Source organism: Kineococcus sp. NBC_00420 (genome assembly GCF_036021035.1).
In the GTDB taxonomy this organism is placed as follows: Bacteria; Actinomycetota; Actinomycetes; order Actinomycetales; family Kineococcaceae; genus Kineococcus.
In genome coordinates this window covers 26,269-44,494 of the sequence record NZ_CP107930.1, presented here as the reverse complement: position 1 = coordinate 44,494, position 18,226 = coordinate 26,269, and the positions used below count along the sequence as shown (strand labels likewise).

Annotated in this window: 15 protein-coding genes; 7 read left to right on the top strand and 8 right to left on the bottom strand. The window is 68.5% G+C overall.

From position 1 onward, the window contains the following. The gene (locus tag OG218_RS00220; RefSeq protein ID WP_328291191.1) at positions 1 to 504 is read left to right on the top strand and encodes a GNAT family N-acetyltransferase; all 504 of its coding nucleotides are present in this window, start codon (positions 1 to 3) and stop codon (positions 502 to 504) included. Between the two features lie 112 nt (positions 505 to 616). Here the strand turns inward: OG218_RS00220 and aspS are convergent, their stop codons facing one another. Next, positions 617 to 1,900: an aspartate--tRNA(Asn) ligase gene (gene aspS, locus OG218_RS00215; RefSeq protein WP_328291190.1), complete on the bottom strand. Its 1,284-nt coding sequence runs from the start codon at positions 1,898 to 1,900 to the stop codon at positions 617 to 619. A 477-nt stretch (positions 1,901 to 2,377) separates the two neighbouring features. Between aspS and OG218_RS00210 the strand changes: the two genes are divergently transcribed. Beyond that, positions 2,378 to 2,917 (top strand): hypothetical protein, encoded by a 540-nt coding sequence (locus OG218_RS00210; protein ID WP_328291189.1) that lies wholly within the window; start codon positions 2,378 to 2,380, stop codon positions 2,915 to 2,917. A 107-nt stretch (positions 2,918 to 3,024) separates the two neighbouring features. Then, entirely contained in the window at positions 3,025 to 3,627 is a 603-nt protein-coding gene (locus OG218_RS00205) for a hypothetical protein (RefSeq protein ID WP_328291188.1), read from the top strand. 123 nt (positions 3,628 to 3,750) lie between these two features. Here the strand turns inward: OG218_RS00205 and OG218_RS00200 are convergent, their stop codons facing one another. After that, positions 3,751 to 4,371 carry a hypothetical protein gene (locus OG218_RS00200; RefSeq protein WP_328291187.1) on the bottom strand — a complete coding sequence of 207 codons (621 nt, stop codon included), beginning with the start codon at positions 4,369 to 4,371 and terminating at the stop codon, positions 3,751 to 3,753. 349 nt (positions 4,372 to 4,720) lie between these two features. Between OG218_RS00200 and OG218_RS00195 the strand changes: the two genes are divergently transcribed. The 4 genes from OG218_RS00195 to OG218_RS00180 all read left to right on the top strand — a co-directional run bounded on the left by OG218_RS00195 (position 4,721) and on the right by OG218_RS00180 (position 11,358). Then, the gene (locus tag OG218_RS00195) at positions 4,721 to 5,254 is read left to right on the top strand and encodes a hypothetical protein (protein WP_328291186.1); all 534 of its coding nucleotides are present in this window, start codon (positions 4,721 to 4,723) and stop codon (positions 5,252 to 5,254) included. Positions 5,255 to 5,438: 184 nt separating this feature from the next. Beyond that, positions 5,439 to 6,533, top strand: coding sequence for an IS630 family transposase (locus tag OG218_RS00190; protein ID WP_328291185.1), 1,095 nt, complete (start codon positions 5,439 to 5,441; stop codon positions 6,531 to 6,533). A gap of 145 nt (positions 6,534 to 6,678) precedes the next feature. Further along, entirely contained in the window at positions 6,679 to 7,266 is a 588-nt protein-coding gene (locus OG218_RS00185; RefSeq protein ID WP_328291184.1) for a hypothetical protein, read from the top strand. A 6-nt stretch (positions 7,267 to 7,272) separates the two neighbouring features. After that, positions 7,273 to 11,358: a PHP domain-containing protein gene (locus OG218_RS00180; RefSeq protein WP_328291183.1), complete on the top strand. Its 4,086-nt coding sequence runs from the start codon at positions 7,273 to 7,275 to the stop codon at positions 11,356 to 11,358. Between the two features lie 38 nt (positions 11,359 to 11,396). On the opposite strand, the gene OG218_RS00175 is transcribed toward OG218_RS00180, so the two are convergent. The 6 genes from OG218_RS00175 to OG218_RS00150 all read right to left on the bottom strand — a co-directional run bounded on the left by OG218_RS00175 (position 11,397) and on the right by OG218_RS00150 (position 17,992). Continuing rightward, positions 11,397 to 11,945 carry a hypothetical protein gene (locus OG218_RS00175; protein WP_328291182.1) on the bottom strand — a complete coding sequence of 183 codons (549 nt, stop codon included), beginning with the start codon at positions 11,943 to 11,945 and terminating at the stop codon, positions 11,397 to 11,399. A gap of 61 nt (positions 11,946 to 12,006) precedes the next feature. Continuing rightward, complete coding sequence (locus OG218_RS00170; protein WP_328291181.1) at positions 12,007 to 12,255, bottom strand: hypothetical protein; 249 nt, start codon at positions 12,253 to 12,255, stop codon at positions 12,007 to 12,009. Positions 12,256 to 12,524: 269 nt separating this feature from the next. Continuing rightward, a complete protein-coding gene (locus tag OG218_RS00165) occupies positions 12,525 to 12,833 on the bottom strand; it encodes a DUF4193 domain-containing protein (RefSeq protein WP_328291180.1) in 309 nt (102 codons plus the stop codon). A 743-nt stretch (positions 12,834 to 13,576) separates the two neighbouring features. Further along, positions 13,577 to 15,373, bottom strand: coding sequence for a hypothetical protein (locus OG218_RS00160; protein ID WP_328291179.1), 1,797 nt, complete (start codon positions 15,371 to 15,373; stop codon positions 13,577 to 13,579). A 422-nt stretch (positions 15,374 to 15,795) separates the two neighbouring features. Further along, complete coding sequence (locus OG218_RS00155) at positions 15,796 to 16,092, bottom strand: hypothetical protein (protein ID WP_328291178.1); 297 nt, start codon at positions 16,090 to 16,092, stop codon at positions 15,796 to 15,798. A 268-nt stretch (positions 16,093 to 16,360) separates the two neighbouring features. Further along, the gene (locus OG218_RS00150; protein ID WP_328291177.1) at positions 16,361 to 17,992 is read right to left on the bottom strand and encodes a TerD family protein; all 1,632 of its coding nucleotides are present in this window, start codon (positions 17,990 to 17,992) and stop codon (positions 16,361 to 16,363) included. Positions 17,993 to 18,226 lie beyond the last annotated feature (234 nt).

Genomic DNA, 18,226 nt, shown 5'->3' with positions numbered 1-18,226 from the left:
ATGTCTCGGGTCACCGTTCGCCGCGCACGGGCCAGCGACGCGCCTCAGATGGCACGAGTCCATGTCACCTCCTGGCAGGAGACCTACCGCGGTTCGATGCCTGACTCGGTACTGGATGATCCCGCTCTCCCCGCGGCCCGAGAAGGCTTCTGGACCGCGGCCCTGACCGACGAGCGCTGGAGCAACAACCACGCTGCCGTCGCGGAAGCGAACGGTCACATCATCGGCGTCGCCATGTCCGGCCCGCCTGAGGACCCCGAAGCAGTCGAGGACCGCCAGCTGTACCTGATCTACGTCGAGGCGCTACACCACGGTTCTGGCGCAGGACCAGCACTGCTCAACGCTGTCCTGGACCCGCGGCAGTCAGCTGTGTGGTGGGTCGCGGAACGCAACCCCCGTACTCATGCCTTCATGCGCAAGCACGGCTTCGCTCCCGATGGACGCAGCCAGACCCAGGACGGCATTCGCGCGGTTCGCTGGGTCCGCCGAGCGGACCAGCCGTAGCGGTGCGACGGAGGAGTACAGGGACCACTCGGCATCCCGCGGTGCGTGCGGCACGGAGCGGACCGCCCTCCGACAGTCCGCTCCGCCCCATGTTCTCAGCCCGAGGTTCCGCTCACGGGGTCAGCCGGTGTAGGTCACGCGGAAACAGCGTGCTGCGCCGGACGTTATCCAGACCAGCCAGTCGGGCGACCCACCGCTCCAGGCCCAGCGCGAACCCGCCGTGCGGGGGCATGCCGTGGGCGAAGGTGTCCAGGTAGGTGCGGTAGTCGTCCAGGTTCTGCCCGCGGGCGGTGAGCGCGGCAACGTAGTCGGCGTGCTCGTGCAAACGCTGCCCTCCGGTCACCAGCTCCAGGCCGCGGAAGAGCAGGTCGAAGGAGTTCGTCCACCGGGGGTCATCAGGCTGAGGATGGGTGTAGAACGGCCGCTTGGCCGCGGGGTAGCCCTCTACGGCGAGGAAGTCGCTGTCGTGCTCACGCAGCGCCCACCGGCTCAGTTCCCGCTCGTGCTCCGGAGCCAGGTCCGGCTCCTCCGGGTCAGCGCCGACCAGGCGCAACGCGTCGCGGAAGTGAATGAGCGGGATCTGTTCCGGCACCACCGGCACCTGCACCCCAGCTAACCGGCAGACGTCCTCCTGCTCTGACACGGCGGTGACCATCCCGGCCAGGACCTCACGCAGCACCGCCAGGACGTCACGGTGGTCGGTGATGAAGCCCAGCTCGACGTCCAGGGAGGTGTACTGAGCCAGGTGGCGGACGGTGTCGTGCGGTTCAGCGCGAAACACCGGGCCCGTCTCATAGACCCGCTCGAAGACCCCGACCAGCATCTGCTTGTAGAACTGCGGGGACTGGGCCAGGTAGGCGGGGCGGCCGAAATAGTCCACGGCGAACACGTTCGCGCCGGACTCGGTGGCGGTGGCGGTGAACTTCGGGGTAGCGACCTCAGTGAACCCGCCCGCATCCAGCGTGGTGCGGAAGCCACGCAAGGAGGCCGCCGCCACCTCCCACACCGCTCGACGTTCCCGATGGCGCCAGGTGAGGGGCGCGTGGTCCAGCAGGGTCGGCAGCGCCGCGTCCAGGTGCGGTCGCCACAGCTCGACCGGCGAGGTCGCGGCGGGTGCGCTGAGAGCAGTGATGGTGGGATTGGTGACCTCCACCCCGCCGGGCGCCTTGGCGTTAGCGGTAGCTGTCCCAGTGACGCGGACGACGGTCTCCTCGGGCAAGCCGTCGAGTGCTGTCCGCGTCGCTTCGTCGCTCACCACGATCTGGGCCAGGCCGCTGCGGTCGCGCAGGACGAGGAAGGTCACCGCGGCCAGTCGCCGACGTCGGTGAATCCAGCCTTCAAGGCGGACGGGTTCGTCGATGTGCGCGGCGAGGGTGGTGTTGAGCGTGCGTTTCATGATCACCTCCAGGTGGTTCCTACCCCGGAGGTGTGGGCGATCGGGTTGCTCGCGGTGCCACCACACCTTCACCGGTCCGTACTGGACCGGCCTCGTCGGTCCGATGTCGGGGACCACCCGTCGCGGCTCGGGGGTCGTCACGCCCGTCAACGCCGCACCACCACTGTAGGGACCGGGCAGTGTTCTCGTCGAGACCAACTTCGGCGCCGCGTCCGCGGCGCATCCCCACCGCAGGGAACGACCTCACGGTCATCCCGCGGTGAGCGCGAAGCGCACGGTCATCCCGCGGTGAGCGCGAAGCGCACGGTCATCCCGCGGTGAGCGCGAAGCGCACGGTCATCCCGCGGTGAGCGCGAAGCGCACGGTCATCCCGCGGTGTGCGCGGTGGCCGGCGACGTCGCGCTCTAGCGATGAGCGGAGAGCCGAGAGGCAACCTCCAAACGCGCTACCCGCCCCCTCCAAAGCCGAAATCACAGCATGATCACGCTAGGTCGTACTGGCTACGCGCGTCCCTCCTCAAAGGCATCCTGGACTTCCCGTCAGGAAGGCAGGTCGATGAGGACCACACGCACACCGCCCCTCCTTGCGGCAGTTGTCGCCGCCGCCGTCACCTTCACCGTGACGGCGTGCAGCTCCGTCGACACCTCCACCGGGTTCGGACTTCCGCAGCTGCAAGACGTCACCGGACTCGACATCACTACCTCTGCGCTGCAGGGAGTCCTCCACGTCACCGACCAGGGCTGCTTCACCCTCGACGTGCTGGCTCCCATCGACCAGGCCGCGGACGGTCTGTGGATCGTGTGGCCCGATGACGCCGCGCAGGACGACAAGACCGTGAACCTTCCGGGCGACGTGGAGCTCACCGAGGACTCACGCATCAGCGCTAGCGGCATGATCTTGGCCCTAAACGACCTGCCGCAGGGATCCGACAAGAACAGCAAGATCGGCAGCTTCGGGCGTCTCTGCGGAGCAGACACCAGCGACGTCGTCGTCCTTCAGGACGTCGCGGACGCCTGACGAAGAAGTGACAGCGACCTCGCGGTCATCCCGCAGAACGCGCGGCCCGCGGACCCGCGCACCCCGGCCGACACCTACTCCGGCAGCTCATGCGTCACAGTGCCTTGGTGAGCGTGCTCCCGTGCCATGACCTCTCCGCCGCTAACTGGCTCCAGACCAGTGACCGGCCCTGGAACCAGCTGGTCACCCTCGGACCCGCCGGCTACGACGCCTACGCCCGCCTGCGCTTCATCCCCGACCCCACCCACCCCGGCCAAAGCGAAGGGGACGTCGACTTCGACCCGGGCCCCGACGCCCCCAGCGAGAACGACCAGATGCGCTCCGCCCTCACGCTGCTCACCACGCACACCACGCACACCACCACCGAGCGGTGCTACTTCGCCATCTGGGACGGCTGGGGTCTGCTCCCCACCGACAAGACCACCGCCCGCCTGCAGCTGCCCAACCGGAACTACTTCCTCTTCGATGGCGCCGTTGCCGACCTCGGCGACGGCGCGCAGTGGAATCGGGTGCTGTCAGGACCGGCCGGGGCGTGGCCGTCTGGACCCGACCCCGCGTTCGTGTGGCCAGCAGATCGCACCTGGTGCCTGACCAAGGACGTCGACCCGCACTACGCCACCATCGCCGCCTCGAGCGTGGCGATCACGGCCCTGCTGAACCACCCCGGCCTGGACATCGTCCCCGCCGAGGAACCTCTCCACTACCTGTGACCCTGCCGAACGTAGGTTCCTCGCTCCAGGAAGAGTGCGGAGCGCACGGTCATCCCGCGTTGCGCGGTCGACCCGGGCCAGCGACGTCCGCTTGTGACAAGGAGCAGCTAATCGCAGCGCAGCTCAGAACGAAGCAAGCGTCGCAGTTGGCGATGCTTCCGCCGCGATGTCGAGGTCCACTTGGACCACCCCCTTCACCGACGTACCGCCCGCTCCGCTCCAGTGCGCCGGAGCCGTCCACTGATACGAACCAGGCCCCGCCTTGGAGAAGTCGATGTACCAGCCCGTGAAACTCCCGAACGACCCCCCACCCTGGGAGTCCACATCGTTGACCGCCTGATCGGTGATGAGCACCTGCCCCTGGCCACCCCCAGAATCAACGCTCTGATGATCCATCCTGGACTCCAGCCCAAGACCTCTATCCAGGTCCCCACCGATGTCCCGGAGCAGGCTCAGGACTGCGACGACGCACGGGGTGACCTCGGTCAACGGGCCACCGGCGGCACCATCAGGTGAACCTTCTGAGTAGGTCATCGACCCCGTCAGCGCCGGCGTGGGTGACCCGTCGTCGGGCTGAGCCGTCACGCGAGTACTGACCTGACCCACCGCCGGCTTCGAGCACCCGGTCGAGGTCATCGGCTCAGGCTGAGACGTCGTCTTGCCCGAGCAGCCGGTGATGGCCGGGATCAGCAGGACGCTCATCAGGGCGACGACCCGCCACAGACGTGCTGACCGCTTGCGCATGATCTCTCCTGCCTCGTTCCTGCGACGTCAAAGGTGAGATGACTTTCCGTCCTTCACGGTTCCCTCAGCACCAAGAGCTGACCGCCATGCTCAATCAGCACCTCGACTCACCTCGCGTCCCAGGGTGAGCAGCACGTCCACCGTGCACAAAGACGCCGCCACGACTTCACGGTCATCCCGCGTTGTGCGCGCTGTCGCCCGCGGCCCGCGACGTCGCGGTCATGCTTGATATGTGGGTGGTTGGCGCAGCCGTCAGAACCCCCACGGTCACGGCGGATGTGATCAACCTCCCTACCTGGCCCCCCGTCGTCATCTACGGTCGAGCCCCTGACCTTGAAGGAGAGCCGATGTGAAGCGTGGACACCGCACTGACCTGTTGGCCACAGCAGCGGCCCTGGTGCTCCTGACCGCAGCGTGCTCGAGCACCGGGGAAGGCGACGACATCCCGACCCAGCAGCCGGACACCACCATCGTGAGCTACTGGACCGAGCACCCCGAACTGGCCCCGACCTTCCTGCAGACCAGCACCGTGCTCCTGGACGAGGAGCACACCGGCTCCCACACCTTCGTCCTGCCCGACACCAGCTCCTTCGCCGAGGTGACCGTGGGCGTCTCCTGCGGCGACGCCTACGAAGGCCGCCCCTGGAACGCCGGCTTCGGCGACGAGCACACCGTGTGGGCCACCCAGGTCAACTCCGGCTGCGGAGGCTCCGGCGCCAACCTCGGCACCTACAAGACCGCTCAGGTAGGGGTACCGACACGTCTGTACGTGATGGTCGATGACGACACCCGGTACTCCGTCGGCGTCTGGGGCGCGACCCCGCCCTCCGAGCTGCCGACGGTCGTGGCGGTAGACCCGTCACCCAGCTCCGCACCGTCGTGAACGCCACCGTGCGGTGGGGCCTACGCACCGCACCGCACGGTCATCCCGCGTTGTGTGCGCTGTTGTGGGCGGTCGACACCTGCTCAGACCTGCGGCTGTCACCGAAGTCCTGAGACATCACACCGGGCTGGACTCCTAGTGTCGTGTCTCACTGTTTCGCAAGGTAAGTCGGGTACAATTCACCATGGCCCGTACCGGACGCCCCAAAGCTGAACTCGTCCTTGGTGACGCCGAACGCGACGAGCTCACGAAACTGGTTCGCCGACACTCCACCTCCCAGGCGATGGCCCTGCGAGCCAACATCATCCTCGCCGCAGGACAAGGCATGAGCAACAACGACGTCGCCAGCCACTGCCACACCACGCCCAGCACCGTCGGGAAGTGGCGCCAGCGGTTCGTCCGCGACCGCATCGAGGGCCTGTACGACGAACCACGCCCCGGTCACGCCCGATCAATCACTGATGAGCAGGTCGCAGACATCATCAACGCCACCCAGTCGATGCAACCCATCGACGGCGGGACTCACTGGACCACCCGACTGATGGCCAAGCACAGCGGCGTCTCCGCCGCCAGCGTCGCCCGCATCTGGCAGGCCTACGGCCTTCAACCCCACCGGCAAGAAACCTTCAAGATCTCCCAAGACCCCCTGTTCATCGAAAAGGTCCACGACGTCGTCGGCCTGTACCTGAACCCACCCGAGCAGGCGGTTGTCTTGTGCGTAGACGAGAAATCCCAGATCCAGGCCCTGGACCGCACCCAGCCCTGCCTGCCGATGCTGCCCACCACCCCCGCCCGCCGAACCCACGACTACGTCCGCCACGGCGTGCAAAGCCTCTTCGCTGCACTGGACCTGGCCACCGGACATGTCCACCACACCCTGCACTCCCGGCACCGCAGCAGCGAATTCGTGAAGTTCTTGAACCAGATCAACCGTGAGGTCCCCGACGACCTGGCAGTGCACCTGGTCCTGGACAACTACGCCACCCACAAGACCCCCGCAGTCAAACGCTGGCTGCTTCGCCACCCCCGCTTCCACATGCACTTCATCCCCACCAGCTCCTCCTGGCTGAACTTGGTCGAACGCTGGTTCGGCGAAGTCGACGCCCGCGTCCTGCGCCGCGGTATCCACCGTAGCGTCGCTGATCTTGCCTCCGACATCCGCACATGGACCACCAACTGGAATGACGACCCGAAACCCTACGTCTGGGTCAGAACAGCAGACGAGATCCTGGACCGACTCGCTGGCTACCTCACCGCCGTTAATGCCGCGAAACAGTGAGACACGACACTAGCGGCTCAGCGCTCGGCCACGTCGCGGCTGCGGGGCGTTAGGCCGCCTGAGCCACGCCGGTTCGACGCAGATCACGGTCTACCCCCTACAGTGCTGATCGAACAAGTGTTCGACCTCGGCCGAAGGGAGGCTCATGGCCGCCACCATCGGCGAGTACGCCCCCGACGGCGACACCGGGGGAGAACGTCTCGACCAACTCTCCGCGAGCGCCGCTGAAGACGTGGTCGTGGTGGTTGACGCTGGCCGTCCCACTGCCGTGCGCTGGCGCGGCATGCTGCTGCCGATCACCCACGCAGTGCGCTGGCACGAGCGGCCCGTCATCCCTTGGTGGCGCTCGCAGCGTCGCCTCGATCTCGACCAGGCCCTAGCCCTGGTCGACCAGGAACGCTGGCGGCTGCAGGCAGAGGTCCCGCCGCCGGCGCCCACCTTGCGCGCCGTCCCCACGTACTCGCGTCAGGGAGGGGATCTCTCGCGCAGCGCGGACCGACACGACGGATTCGGGGCTGACGGCGAGGAGGGTTTCGCGGACGACTTCGGCTGCGGCGACGAAGGCGACTACAACGACGACTACAGCGACGACTACAGCGATGACTTCGACGAGGGATCCCAAGACCTCCAGGACCTCGCGGGGGAACAGCCTCGGTCCGAGCCGGTCACCATCAGCGTCGAGGTCCTGCGCGCCGGCGACGACTGGCACGTCCTGCGCGTCGAGGAACCGTGAACCGTCGTGAGCACCCCGTTCACCCACCTGCACGTCGCCAGCGGGCACTCCCACCATCACGGCACCACTGACCCCGCCACCTTGGCCGCGGCCGCCGCGAGCGCCGGATCTCCCGCGTTGGCCCTGACCGACCGCGGTCAGATGGCTGGGTTGATCCAGCACGTCAGTGCCTGCCGGTCCGTCGGTATCGATCCCATCGCCGGTGTCGACCTCGCTCTGCGCCCGGGTCAGTCGAGCAGGCGTCCTGGGGCCACGCAGACCTTCACCCACCCGCCGGCGCCGGGCGGTGCCGCAGTTGGTGCCGCAGGCGGTGCCGCGGTAGGTGCCGGTCCCGGACCGGGAGCTGGGCGCATCGTGGTCCTCGCCCACGGCCGCACCCACGGGGCCGGGTGGGCCGCGCTGTGCCGCGCCACCACCACCGCTCACCGCGCCAACACCACCAGTTCTGGTGCCAGCCCCAGCGCCGCAACAGCCGCCCTCACCCCTCACGCCCTGGCCACCGCCCTGGCCCCCGCCACCGGCAACGAACACGCCGCCACCGTCCTCCTCGGCCCCGGCACCGACCTGGGCCAAGCCCTCGCCACCGGACGCCTCCGCGACGTCATCGACGCCTGGGAAACCTGGACCCGCCTCCTACCCGCCACGGCGCTCGCGGTGGAGGTCGTGTGCCACCTCACCCGCGACGGGCACCCCGCCTCGGTCGGCACGGCCGCGCGTGTGCTGCGGGCTGCGGCTGCCGTCGGCATCCCCACCGTGCTGACCAACGCCGTCCGGCTCCTGCACCCGGGTGACGTCCCCACCGCCGACGTCGGCGACGCCGTCGCCGCGTTGCGCGGCCTGGAGGAGCTACACGCCGCACATGCCCTGTTGCCCAACGCCCAGGCCTGGCTGAAACCCCCGCAGCTGATGGAGGACCTGGCCCGTGAGATCGCCACCGCCGCCGGGGTGGAGCACCGCGGCCGCGACCACGCCGGCGGACTGCTGGAACGCACCGCCGCCCTGGCCGAGCGGTGCCGCCTGGACCCGGAAACCGACCTGGGGTGGGGCAGAGCGCGGGTGCCGGAACCGGCGGTCCTCGGGATCGACGCCGCGGCCACCTTCGCCGACGACCCGAACGGCTACGCCGCCGCACTCGGGATGCTGCGCGCCCGCGCTAATGCCGGTATCGGCCGTCGCTACCCCGGCGCGAACCCTGCCAGGGTGCGGGCGGTGCAGGAGCGGGTGCACGCTGAACTCGCCGTCGTCGACCGCCTCAACTACGCCACCTACTTCCTCGCCGTCGACGAATCCGTCCGCCTCATCCACGGCCTCGGCGTGCGCGCCACCGCCCGCGGGTCCGGCGTGGGCAGCGTCCTGCTGTGGCTGCTCGGGGTAAGCAACGTGGACCCCCTGGACCATGGCCTCCTTTTTGAGCGCTTCATTTCAGATCGACGCGAGACCCTTCCCGACATCGACCTCGACGTGGAGTCCGCCCGCCGCCACGACATCTACCGCGCCATCCGCGACCGCTTCGGGCCCGAACGCGTAACCCTGATGGCCACCACCCAGGCCTATCGCGCCCGCGGCGCGGTCCGCGCCGCCGGCCTCGCCCTGGGGGTGGAACCCGAAGTCGTCGACGAAGTCGCGGCCAGCCTGCGCGGGGTGTCCGCCTCCCGCGTCCGGCAAGCGATGGCGGAACTCCCCGAACTGCGTGAGCTCGCGGAGCTGGTGCGCGGTCACCGGCAGCTGGACCTGCTCGTCGACGTCACCGCCACCCTCGACCGCCTGCCCCGGCACCTCTCGATGCACCCGTGCGGGGTGATCCTCTCCGACGCGTCCCTACTCGCCCGGACCCCGGTGCAGGCGTGCGGGATCGAGGGCATGGCCATGAGCCAGTTCGACAAGGACGACATCGACCCGATGGGCTGGCTCAAACTCGACGTCCTCGGTGTGCGGATGCAGTCGGCCATCGCCTACACCCTCACCGAGATCGAACGCACCGCAGCGGCGCCGGAGAACACGCAACCAGCGCCACGTTCCGCCGCGGTCGGAGTTCCCGAACTGGCCCACCTCGTTCCCGGCTACCGCGCCGTGGGCGCGGCGGGTTCGCAGTCCCCGGTCGGCGAACCCGCCCCTGTCGCGCCAACCAGGGAAACGTCTACCGGGGCACAGGTCCTCGTCGGTGGCTCCACTCCTGGCCTCGCGCCAAACCTGGACACCATCCCCCTGGATGACCCCGCCACGTTCGAGCTGATCCGCTCCACCCATACCCTCGGGGTGTTCCAGATCGAGTCCCCCGGCCAACGTGAGCTGCTGGGGAAGTTCCAGCCTCGGGCGTTCTCCGACCTCGTCATCGACGTTGCCCTCTTCCGGCCCGGACCGATGGCCGGGGACATGATCTCCCCGTTCCTGGAGGGCCATCACGGCTGGGTCGCCACCGGCGGACCCCGCCGCCTCCCACACCCCGACCTCACCCCGATCCTGTCCGAGACCCACGGCGTGGTCATCTTCCACGAGCAGGTCATGCGCATCCTCGACGTCTTCACCGGCTGCGGCCTGGCCCGCGCCGACGTGTGGCGCCGCCACCTCTCCGACCCCGACGCCCGCCTCGAGGTGGAAGCCGACTTCCGCGCCGCAGCCACCGCCCGCGGCTACCCCCGCGACGTCGTCGACGCGGTGTGGAAACTCATCGCCGCCCACGGCGGGTTCGGTTTCGCGCGCGCCCACGCCGCCGCGTTCGCCGCCATCACCTACCAGAGTGCCTGGTTGAAGGCGCACTACCCGGTGCAGTTCCTCACCGGTCTCATCGAACACGACCCCGGCATGTACCCCCGCCGCCTCCTCGTGGCTGAGGCTCGACGTCTGGGCATCGCGATCCTGCCCGTCGACGTCCAGGCCTCCACCGACGTCTGGCGCAGCGAGCCTCCGACTCCCGCTGGTCCATCGGTTGATGGGGAGCAGCGGTGGGGGATCCGTCCCCCGTTGACCGTGGTCAAGGACCTGCACGCCGTCGAGGTGGAACGCATCGTCGCCGCGCAGCCCTTCCTCGACGTCGGCGACTTCCGTGACCGGGCCCGACCCCGCCGCCCCACCCTCCTGCGCCTGGCCCGCCTTGGAGCCCTGGACGACCTCGCCGGCCTGGACCCGGTGGTGGGTGCATCCCTTCGGCCAGGAACCACCTACCGCGCAAGCCACAGCACCAGTCCGGACGGGGGAGAGGGAAGCGAGCGGGCTCTGAGGCGGGTCTTGACCCGTGGGGACCTGCTGGCCCACCTGCAACAGATCAGTACCCGCTCCAGAGCAGGACGCCCGCCCGGGCCTGAATCCAGGGGTAGGTCCGGGGAAAGGGTGGTGCCGCAACCACGAAGCTCCGCAGCGACCTCACCGCCCCTCGCCGCCAATACTGCAGTCATCTCTGCAGCTACTTCTGCGGAAACTCTCGTCAGCGACCTCGCCGACGTCGAGACCCGCACCGAGACCGGCACTGCGAGACCGCAACGCACTGCGTCGCCCGCTGCACGCACCGCGGCGGGGTTGTCCTCGGCGGTGCCGCCCGCGGCGGTCCAGCCAGGAGAACGGTCAGCCGTGCAGCCGGCGGGACAGTCAGCGGGCAGGGGAGTGGGCCGTTCAGCGGGTCGGTTCGCCGGCTGGCACTCCGGCCAGCTTGCGTTGCCGCTGGGTGATCTCGACCTGGCCAGCGCCGCCGCCGGGCATCTGGCGCCGACCCCGGAGCAGCAGGTGAGCACCGAGCTGGCCAGCACGGGGATGGACCTGCAGCAGCACGTCCTCACCCCACACCTGCCTGAACTGCGCCGGCGAGGCTTCACCCCGGCGCAGCGACTGCTGGAGGTGCGCACCGACGTCGACGTCCTGGTCGCCGGCGTGCGCGTGGCGACCCAGACCCCGCCGGTGCGCTCAGGACGCCGGGTCGTGTTCCTGACCCTGGAGGACGGTACCGGCTGCGTCGATGTCACCGTCTTCGCCGACGTGCAGGCGAGCACCAGTCACCACCTGCTGTACCGGGCCTCGCTGCTGCTGGTCACCGGCCGCGTGCGCCGCACCGGCCCCCGAGGGGTCAGCGTCCTCGCGGTACAGCTGCACGCGTTGACCTGACGCACCCGACCGGCGCAGACCCATCTGCGATGGCTGCATCAGCGACGGTTCTCCGGCGCGTGATCGCGGTGGTCGGTGGCAACGGCTGCGGCAACAGAGTCGAGGAAGACGTCGATGGCGTCTAGGTCACCCGGCTGCAGACCTCGAGCAGGCGTCGGACGGAGCAGCAACGCCGGTCCCGCGCGCAACAGCTCCTCGCGCACCGGACCGTCCAAGGGAACTTCGGTGTCGTCAGTCCACACCAGCGCCCGCCCAGAGGCCAGCACCTCCCGCGCCGCCGCCAACTTCGCCGCGGCGGCCTCCTGATCGAACAACGGCATCGACCACGCGCGCGGCAGGGAGGGAAGCCCGAAGAGTGCCTCCAACTGGTCCGCGTCTGGACACCACGTCGTGCACCAGCGGATCTCCACCCGGCCCGAGAGGTGCAGAGCCCGGACCCGGTCCAGTAGCGCCGGGGACCAGCGGATGCGGTACCCCACCCCATTGGAGACGGCGTTGCGGGTTCGAGGCGGTCCACCCCAACCAGGGCGGGAGGCGTTGAGCACGCCGTCGACGTCCAAGAGCCAGACCGGCAGTGCTGCGTCCAACGTCCTCACCTCTCCCTCGATTCCCGCTGCACGACCTACGAAGTACGCGCTTCTCCACCACCTAGCGTCCCGAGGCAGGTTCCTCAACCGCGCCGCTGGGCATGAGTTCCTCCGTCACCGCGGTCGTACGGCGCACCAGGTGCCAGGTGGCGGACGGGCCACCCGAGCGGGCCTCCTCCAGCGCAACCACAGCGTCCTCGTACGTGCACCCGCGCTGGAACAACGTCCACCGGCCGCCGCGCTCACCCACGACGTCGTACTCCACTTCAGACGTGAGGACGGGAGTGAAGATGAAATCGGTGATCGCCACCCGCGCTCCTTCTCACCGGACCCTGCCCGGAAGATCGACAACTCACGACGCTACAACCGCCACCGACAGGAGAACCCCGTTCGTCTCGCTTGGGGAAACTCACCGTGCGGCCGTGCGGCCGTGCGGCCCTGCGGCAGTGCGCTCCACGCACCCTTCGAGCAGGAGGGCTCGAGCGGACCGGGGCCCCGCTCATCGCCGCAGCCGCGCCGCCGTCGCATGACCCGATGACGATCGACGCGAGCCCGGGGCGAGCCTGCGCCGACGACGCGTCAGTCGGCGCAGTCGTTGCAGATCAGCTGACCGTCGCCCCTGCTCTGGGCGGTGTGCAGTTGGCTGCGGTGCTTGACCAGGAAGCAGTTGGTGCAGGTGAACTCGTCCTGCTGACGCGGCAGGACTTGCACCGACAGTTCCTCGCCGGAGAGGTCGGCACCGGGCAGCTCGAAGCCCTCGGCGGCGTCGGTCTCGTCCTCATCGACGCGGGAGGACGAGGTCTTGTCGGTGCGGTGGGTCTTTAGCTCCTCGATGGAGTCGGTGTCGTCGTCGTCGGTCTTGCGTGGTGCGTCGTAGTCGGTTGCCATGAGTTCTTCTCCCTGTGTGGTGCGTTGTCTGCCCGGTGCCCTGACGGTTTGTCTGGGTACGAGGGCGCCGTACTCAACCACGTCGAGACCGCGCGCATGCCCGCGCCACACCTCACCGGGCTGTGGCCCTCACCACGCTTGCGACGCTCACCGTGGAGCTCTGCGGACCTGAGGAGGAGGGGCGTCATGTCCTGACCGCTCCCGTGAAGGTGACCCTCCATACCGAATCAGCTGCCTCTGTCGCCGGCCGCGAGTCAGGCCGTGCAGGTCCGTGCGGGGGAGACCTCCGCGGCTGCGGCTGACGCGACTGCTGACGGGACTGCTGACGGGGTGGCGGCGATGGGGTCGGTGCGCTCGGCCTCCGGAGACGCTCGCTGTACCTGGCCGCGGCGGCGGGTGCACTCGAGGTCGACGCGGCGGCCGGTTCACCGGTGGCTGCTTCGGGCTGGGCGTCGGGGGCCTCGGTGACGGTGACGGTCGGGGCCGGCCGAGCGTCCTAAGCTCCAAGACTGCGGAGGCCAGCGGCACCCTCGGCAGGAGCAGAGTGGCTGCGGTTAGGGCGATCTTGATTTTTCCAGGGAACTCCTCCACAGGGGTTGGCTGATCCCCAGGGTGACGCAGTAGCAGCAGCGGGCTGGGAGTTTCGGGGTACGGTGCGCAACCTTCCTTCCGCATGGCCGACACCAGCGTTAGGTGATCTACGAAGACCCGTCACTTTGCGCCGACTACCTGCACTCCGAGCCTTAGGTTTCTGGCCATAGGTCGACATCAAGCCCCTTCGCGGTCAGCAGGTCGATCGGGGTATCTGACTCTCGATGCATCTCGACCCGACCGATTTGCGTCGGTGAGGCCACATCCAGCAGCTCTAACCTCCCCTGTTCATCCACTCGTAGCAGCTCCAGGTGGGCACCTTCGTCCAGGGTGAGGCCGCGCAAGACCGAGGTGTTGAGGTACACCATCCCGGTGATGCGGGCCCCGGAGCGTAGGGCTAGGTGGCCGCCTACGATCGCCCGCCTGTATAGGCGCACTCCGCGATGAACTTGAGCCCCGTCGTCGAGCGTAATCATGTTCTCGATGTGAGCCCCGTCAAGAATAATGCCGCCATCGATGATGGCTCCTGCGTCGACGTCTAGGGCCAGCAGATGTGAGTCTTGTCCGATCTGTACGGCCCCGTGCACAAGTGAATCCCAGCCAATCTCGATGCCCTGTGCGATGTGAACGTCCTGCTCGACAGAGAGATTGCCATGCAGGCGGCCGTGAGACAGACCAATCTTCCCGCCGATGCGAGTGCCGCGCCCAACCCTCAAGACCCTTTGCACCTGGGCCTCGTCCTTGATGGTGATGTTTCCGGCCACGCGCACACCCGCGCCGAGATCGAGGCGGTCAACCTCCGCCGCCCCTGCGATCTCTATGGCTCCGACGTAGCAATCGGGTCCGAGGTCCACCCCTCTTTCGATGCGGGAACCGCCACTGATCCTCAACGTTCCGTCTACCCGCGTTCCCTGACCCATGTAGACCTGCAGTACACGAGCCCCCAAGCCGATGACCAGGTCCTTGCGGATGTGTGTTCCCTCACCCAGAAGCAGTGCGCCATCCACCTGCGCCTGTGTCAGCACCACCCTTCCGGCAACGTAGGCGCCTTCCAGGGCGAGGACACCAACCTGACGTTCACGGAGGTCAAGGTGGTCGAGCGCCGCGCCGCTGAGGTTGAGGTTGAAGCGCTGTTTGCCCGGCGTCAGAGGGATGACGTCGTTGAGGGCTGAGTCTGGCCGCTGGTCACTGGGTAGGGCTGGCGGCAGTAGCTCGCGGATCAGGCGGAGCGCGGTACGGCGTACTTCGCCTTCGGCGGCTCGCTCATCGCGTTCCTTGTGGTCGTGGGGCCACCATGCGTCGCCAGTGGGGTCCTCCGTGCTTGGTGGTTCGGACGGCTCGTGGTCGTGATCTGGGTGATGAAAGGGCTGACGCAGGTAGGCGCAGAAGACATCAAGGACGACTTCGGTGCGCTCTGTGCGCTGGGTAGCCAGGCGATGCAGGGAGTGCAGTGCCCCCAGGCGTACCGAGGCGCTGGTGTTCCCGAGCTGGTCGATGGCCTTGGTGAACCGGTCGTCGTCAGCGCGGGCTTGCTCATGGGTGAGGACTCGGGAGCTGTGCTCCTTCGTATCGCTGTCGCGCAGTGCGGCGAGACGATTGGACTCCCGAGTCTGCTCCAGTGACTCTCGTGTCAGCCGAGCGTTGTGGCTGCTGACGATCGCCCCCGCGACTGCGGCAGCTCCAGCCAGCAGGGCAGCGCCGGCGACACCGAGTGGCGTGCGAGCCGCTCCTTCTGCTTCGGCGATCTTCTCGCGGTCCGGTACCTCTTGTCCGGCGGCGGTGATTCGCGTGTGGTCGGCGTCGTTGACTGCCCACATCGGTGCGAACCACCACAGGATGCTGGCGAGCCCAAGGGCGCCAAGAAACACTGCTGCGATCGTCGTCCAGGCACGGCGGGGGAGTCCCTCATGGATAGGCCTGCCTATGAGGCGGTCCTTGTTGTCAGCCACCTGACGATCTTGTCGTTGTGGGCTCATCTCGACACCTCGGACTACGGGATGACGCCGCGTCAATCATTTTCGCCGCCCGCTGAAAGGAGGAAGAAGACCAGGATTCGGTCGCCTAGGCCGGAAGTTGCTCTGGATCCAACCGGTACCGGTTGGGATCCCGGCGTGAGGGGTTGGGCGAGAGCGTCGCTGGCGTTGCTCTACTGCCCGGAAGGTCCGCGACCAGCGCATTGCGAACGCTTCGAGTTCGTCAGCGTTGACGCACGCGGCCAGTTCATCGTCCTCGGCTGGGCTCCACGGCGCGGTGCGTCGGGTCGCGACCGCGGCGGTGTCGGCGTGACGCTGCGCCTGCGAGCGGTGCGGCCGGTGACCCTGGCCCGGTGACTGGGGCTGCGACTGAGACCGCAGCTCCTCATGGGGTGGGATCAAGGCGTGCTCAGCTGCCAGCCGTCGCTGGGCCCACCGGGGCCGTGTACGAGCCAGCCCCGCTCGCGCAGCCACGCGGTGCGTTTCTGCCAGACCCGGTCCCCGACACTGGCTTCGCGGGCGAGTACGGCGGCGGTGTGATCAGGCGGGATGCGGTTGTCGTAGTCGGCGGCCGCGGCGAGAACCCACACCACCGCTTGCAGCGAGGTGCGTGAAGGGGAGGGCAACTGCGTGCGGGGGATGGTGCGGATGCTGGCGTGAAGCGTGCAAGCCCAGCGCACGGCGGAGGGGACCATGTCGCGGGGGTCGGTGGGTAGCAGTCGCACGTGTCCGAGCGGTGTCTCCTCCGGTGCTGCTGGTGCCGCCGGGAGAGCCCTGCTGTCCAGTGCGCCCGGTCGGAGGTCGCTGCTTGTCGCGGGGAGGTCGTGGTGTGTGTCCGCGAACGGCATGATCGTCGTTTCGGCTTGTGGTGGTCGGGTCTTGAAGCAGACCACCCGGGCGGTCGAGCCAGCCCAGGGGATGTCTGCGGGACGTCGAGACGGGCGCATCTGCATCGGATCTGCCTCAGATGCGCGCGCCCTTCTCCTGGTTGCAGCGCCGGCACAGCAGTCGCAGGTTGTCCTCGCTGGTGGCCCCGCCCAGGCTCCAGGGGATGTCGTGGTCGTACTCCAGGTACTCACTGCGTCCGCACTGCACGCACTTGCCGCCATCGCGCTGGAAGACCGCGACTTTCACCGCGTGCGGGATGCGGCGGGAGTCACGCTGGCCGGGGGCGATGACCAGGCGTTTGGCGATGCGCAGTGCCCCTTCAGTGGTGGCGGCGACGATGTCGGCGTCCACGACGCGGTAGACGTACTCCCCACCGGCGCGGGTGGTTTGGATGTGGACGTCGGGGCCGAAGGCGTCGACCCGCAGCACCTGCTTGTAGGTGTACTGGTGCCCGCTGACTCCGCTGAAGGCCAGGCCACGGCTGGTGATGAGCAGCTGACCAGAGTGCAGGCGCTCGCTGGAGGCGTTGCGCTTGACGTAGGTGGCCGGGGCTTGCAAGTGGGGGGTTTCATCGGCTTGCAGGTGCAGGCCGTAGACGTTCACCCGGGGCAGGACTCCGGAGCGGATGAGGCTGAGTTGTTGCCCGCGCAGCAGCTGGCTCCTCAGCACCGCGACCTGGTGGTGGTCTTGCAGGGAGAGGGCAGCGACCCAGGCGTCGAAGTCGTCGATCTCGTGCTGTTCGATGATGGAGTCGGCGAAGGCGACGTGGACGACGGTCTGCAGGTGCGTCAGCGCGATCGGCTCGATGTCCGGGCGCATCCGGGGGTAGGTCAGGCCCAGCTCGTGCAGGCGCCGCCAGTGCTGGTCCAGGCCGGCAGGTGGTGAGGTGGCCAGGATGCGCTCGAGGTCGCGCAGCCACGCCTGACGCAGCGGCGTGCAGGTGGGGCAGGGGCTGAAGGACAGCAGCTTGCGGGGCAGTTTGGTGCTGCAGTGGGGGCAGTAGCCGCGCTGGCCCTGTCGGGCGGGGTCGGGGCGAAGCGGTGCCGGCGGGGGAGGACCACCGTGAGGTGCAGGTGTAGGCCTGGGTGGGGTGCTCGAGGGACCGCTTGAGGCTGGCCGTGCGGAGCGGGACCCGGCCGGTGGGGTCGCGGCTGGTGGCGGTGGTGGCGGAGCTGCAGTTCGGGGCACGGTCGGGTCGTGGGTCGGGGCTGCGTTCTCGGTCCCGTCGTCATCAACGGTGATCCCGTGATCGCGTAGGAGTCCGACGAGGCCGTTGGCGTAGCCGGCGCCAACGGAACTGACCCGCCACGCGCCTTGGTGGCGGTAGACCTCGCCCAGGATCACGACGGTCTCGACGCTGAGGTGGTCGGCCTGCAGGAGCACCTGGGAGCCGTCGTCGCTGCCGAGGGTGGTGCGCAGGGATCCCAGGTCGGCGAAGGGGGCACCGTCGCGGGAGGCGGCGAGGATGATGCGCTCGATCGAGGCCGGGACCCGGTTCAAGATCAGTTGCAGGCGCCCGGAGCTGAGGAGGCGGACGCCGTGGCGGTCGTCGGGGGCGTTCCAGAAGATCAGGTCTGCATCGGAGGCGGCCTGGCGGCGTTCGTCGACGAGCAGGGCCAGCAGGTCCAGTCGATCTTCGAGGTGGGTGGCGACCGTCAGCCGTTGACCGGTGAGGGGGGTGCGAGCGCCGCTGAGCAAGGTGAGCACCGGCACTCCAGAGGGTCGACTGAGCTGGTCCTCATCGTAGAACGGGTGGCTACGCAGCGTCAGCTGATGCGGTGATCCCTCGCGTCCGCACCTCAGGCGGCAGGTGCTTGGCGGTCGGTGAGGCGGATGTAGAGGATGAGGTGGTCGGTTATCCACGGTCATTGGCTGTTTCCGCAGGCCGCTTCGTGTGCAACAAGTTGCAGTCAGAGCTGAGGTGTCCAGCGGTCTGCTGCG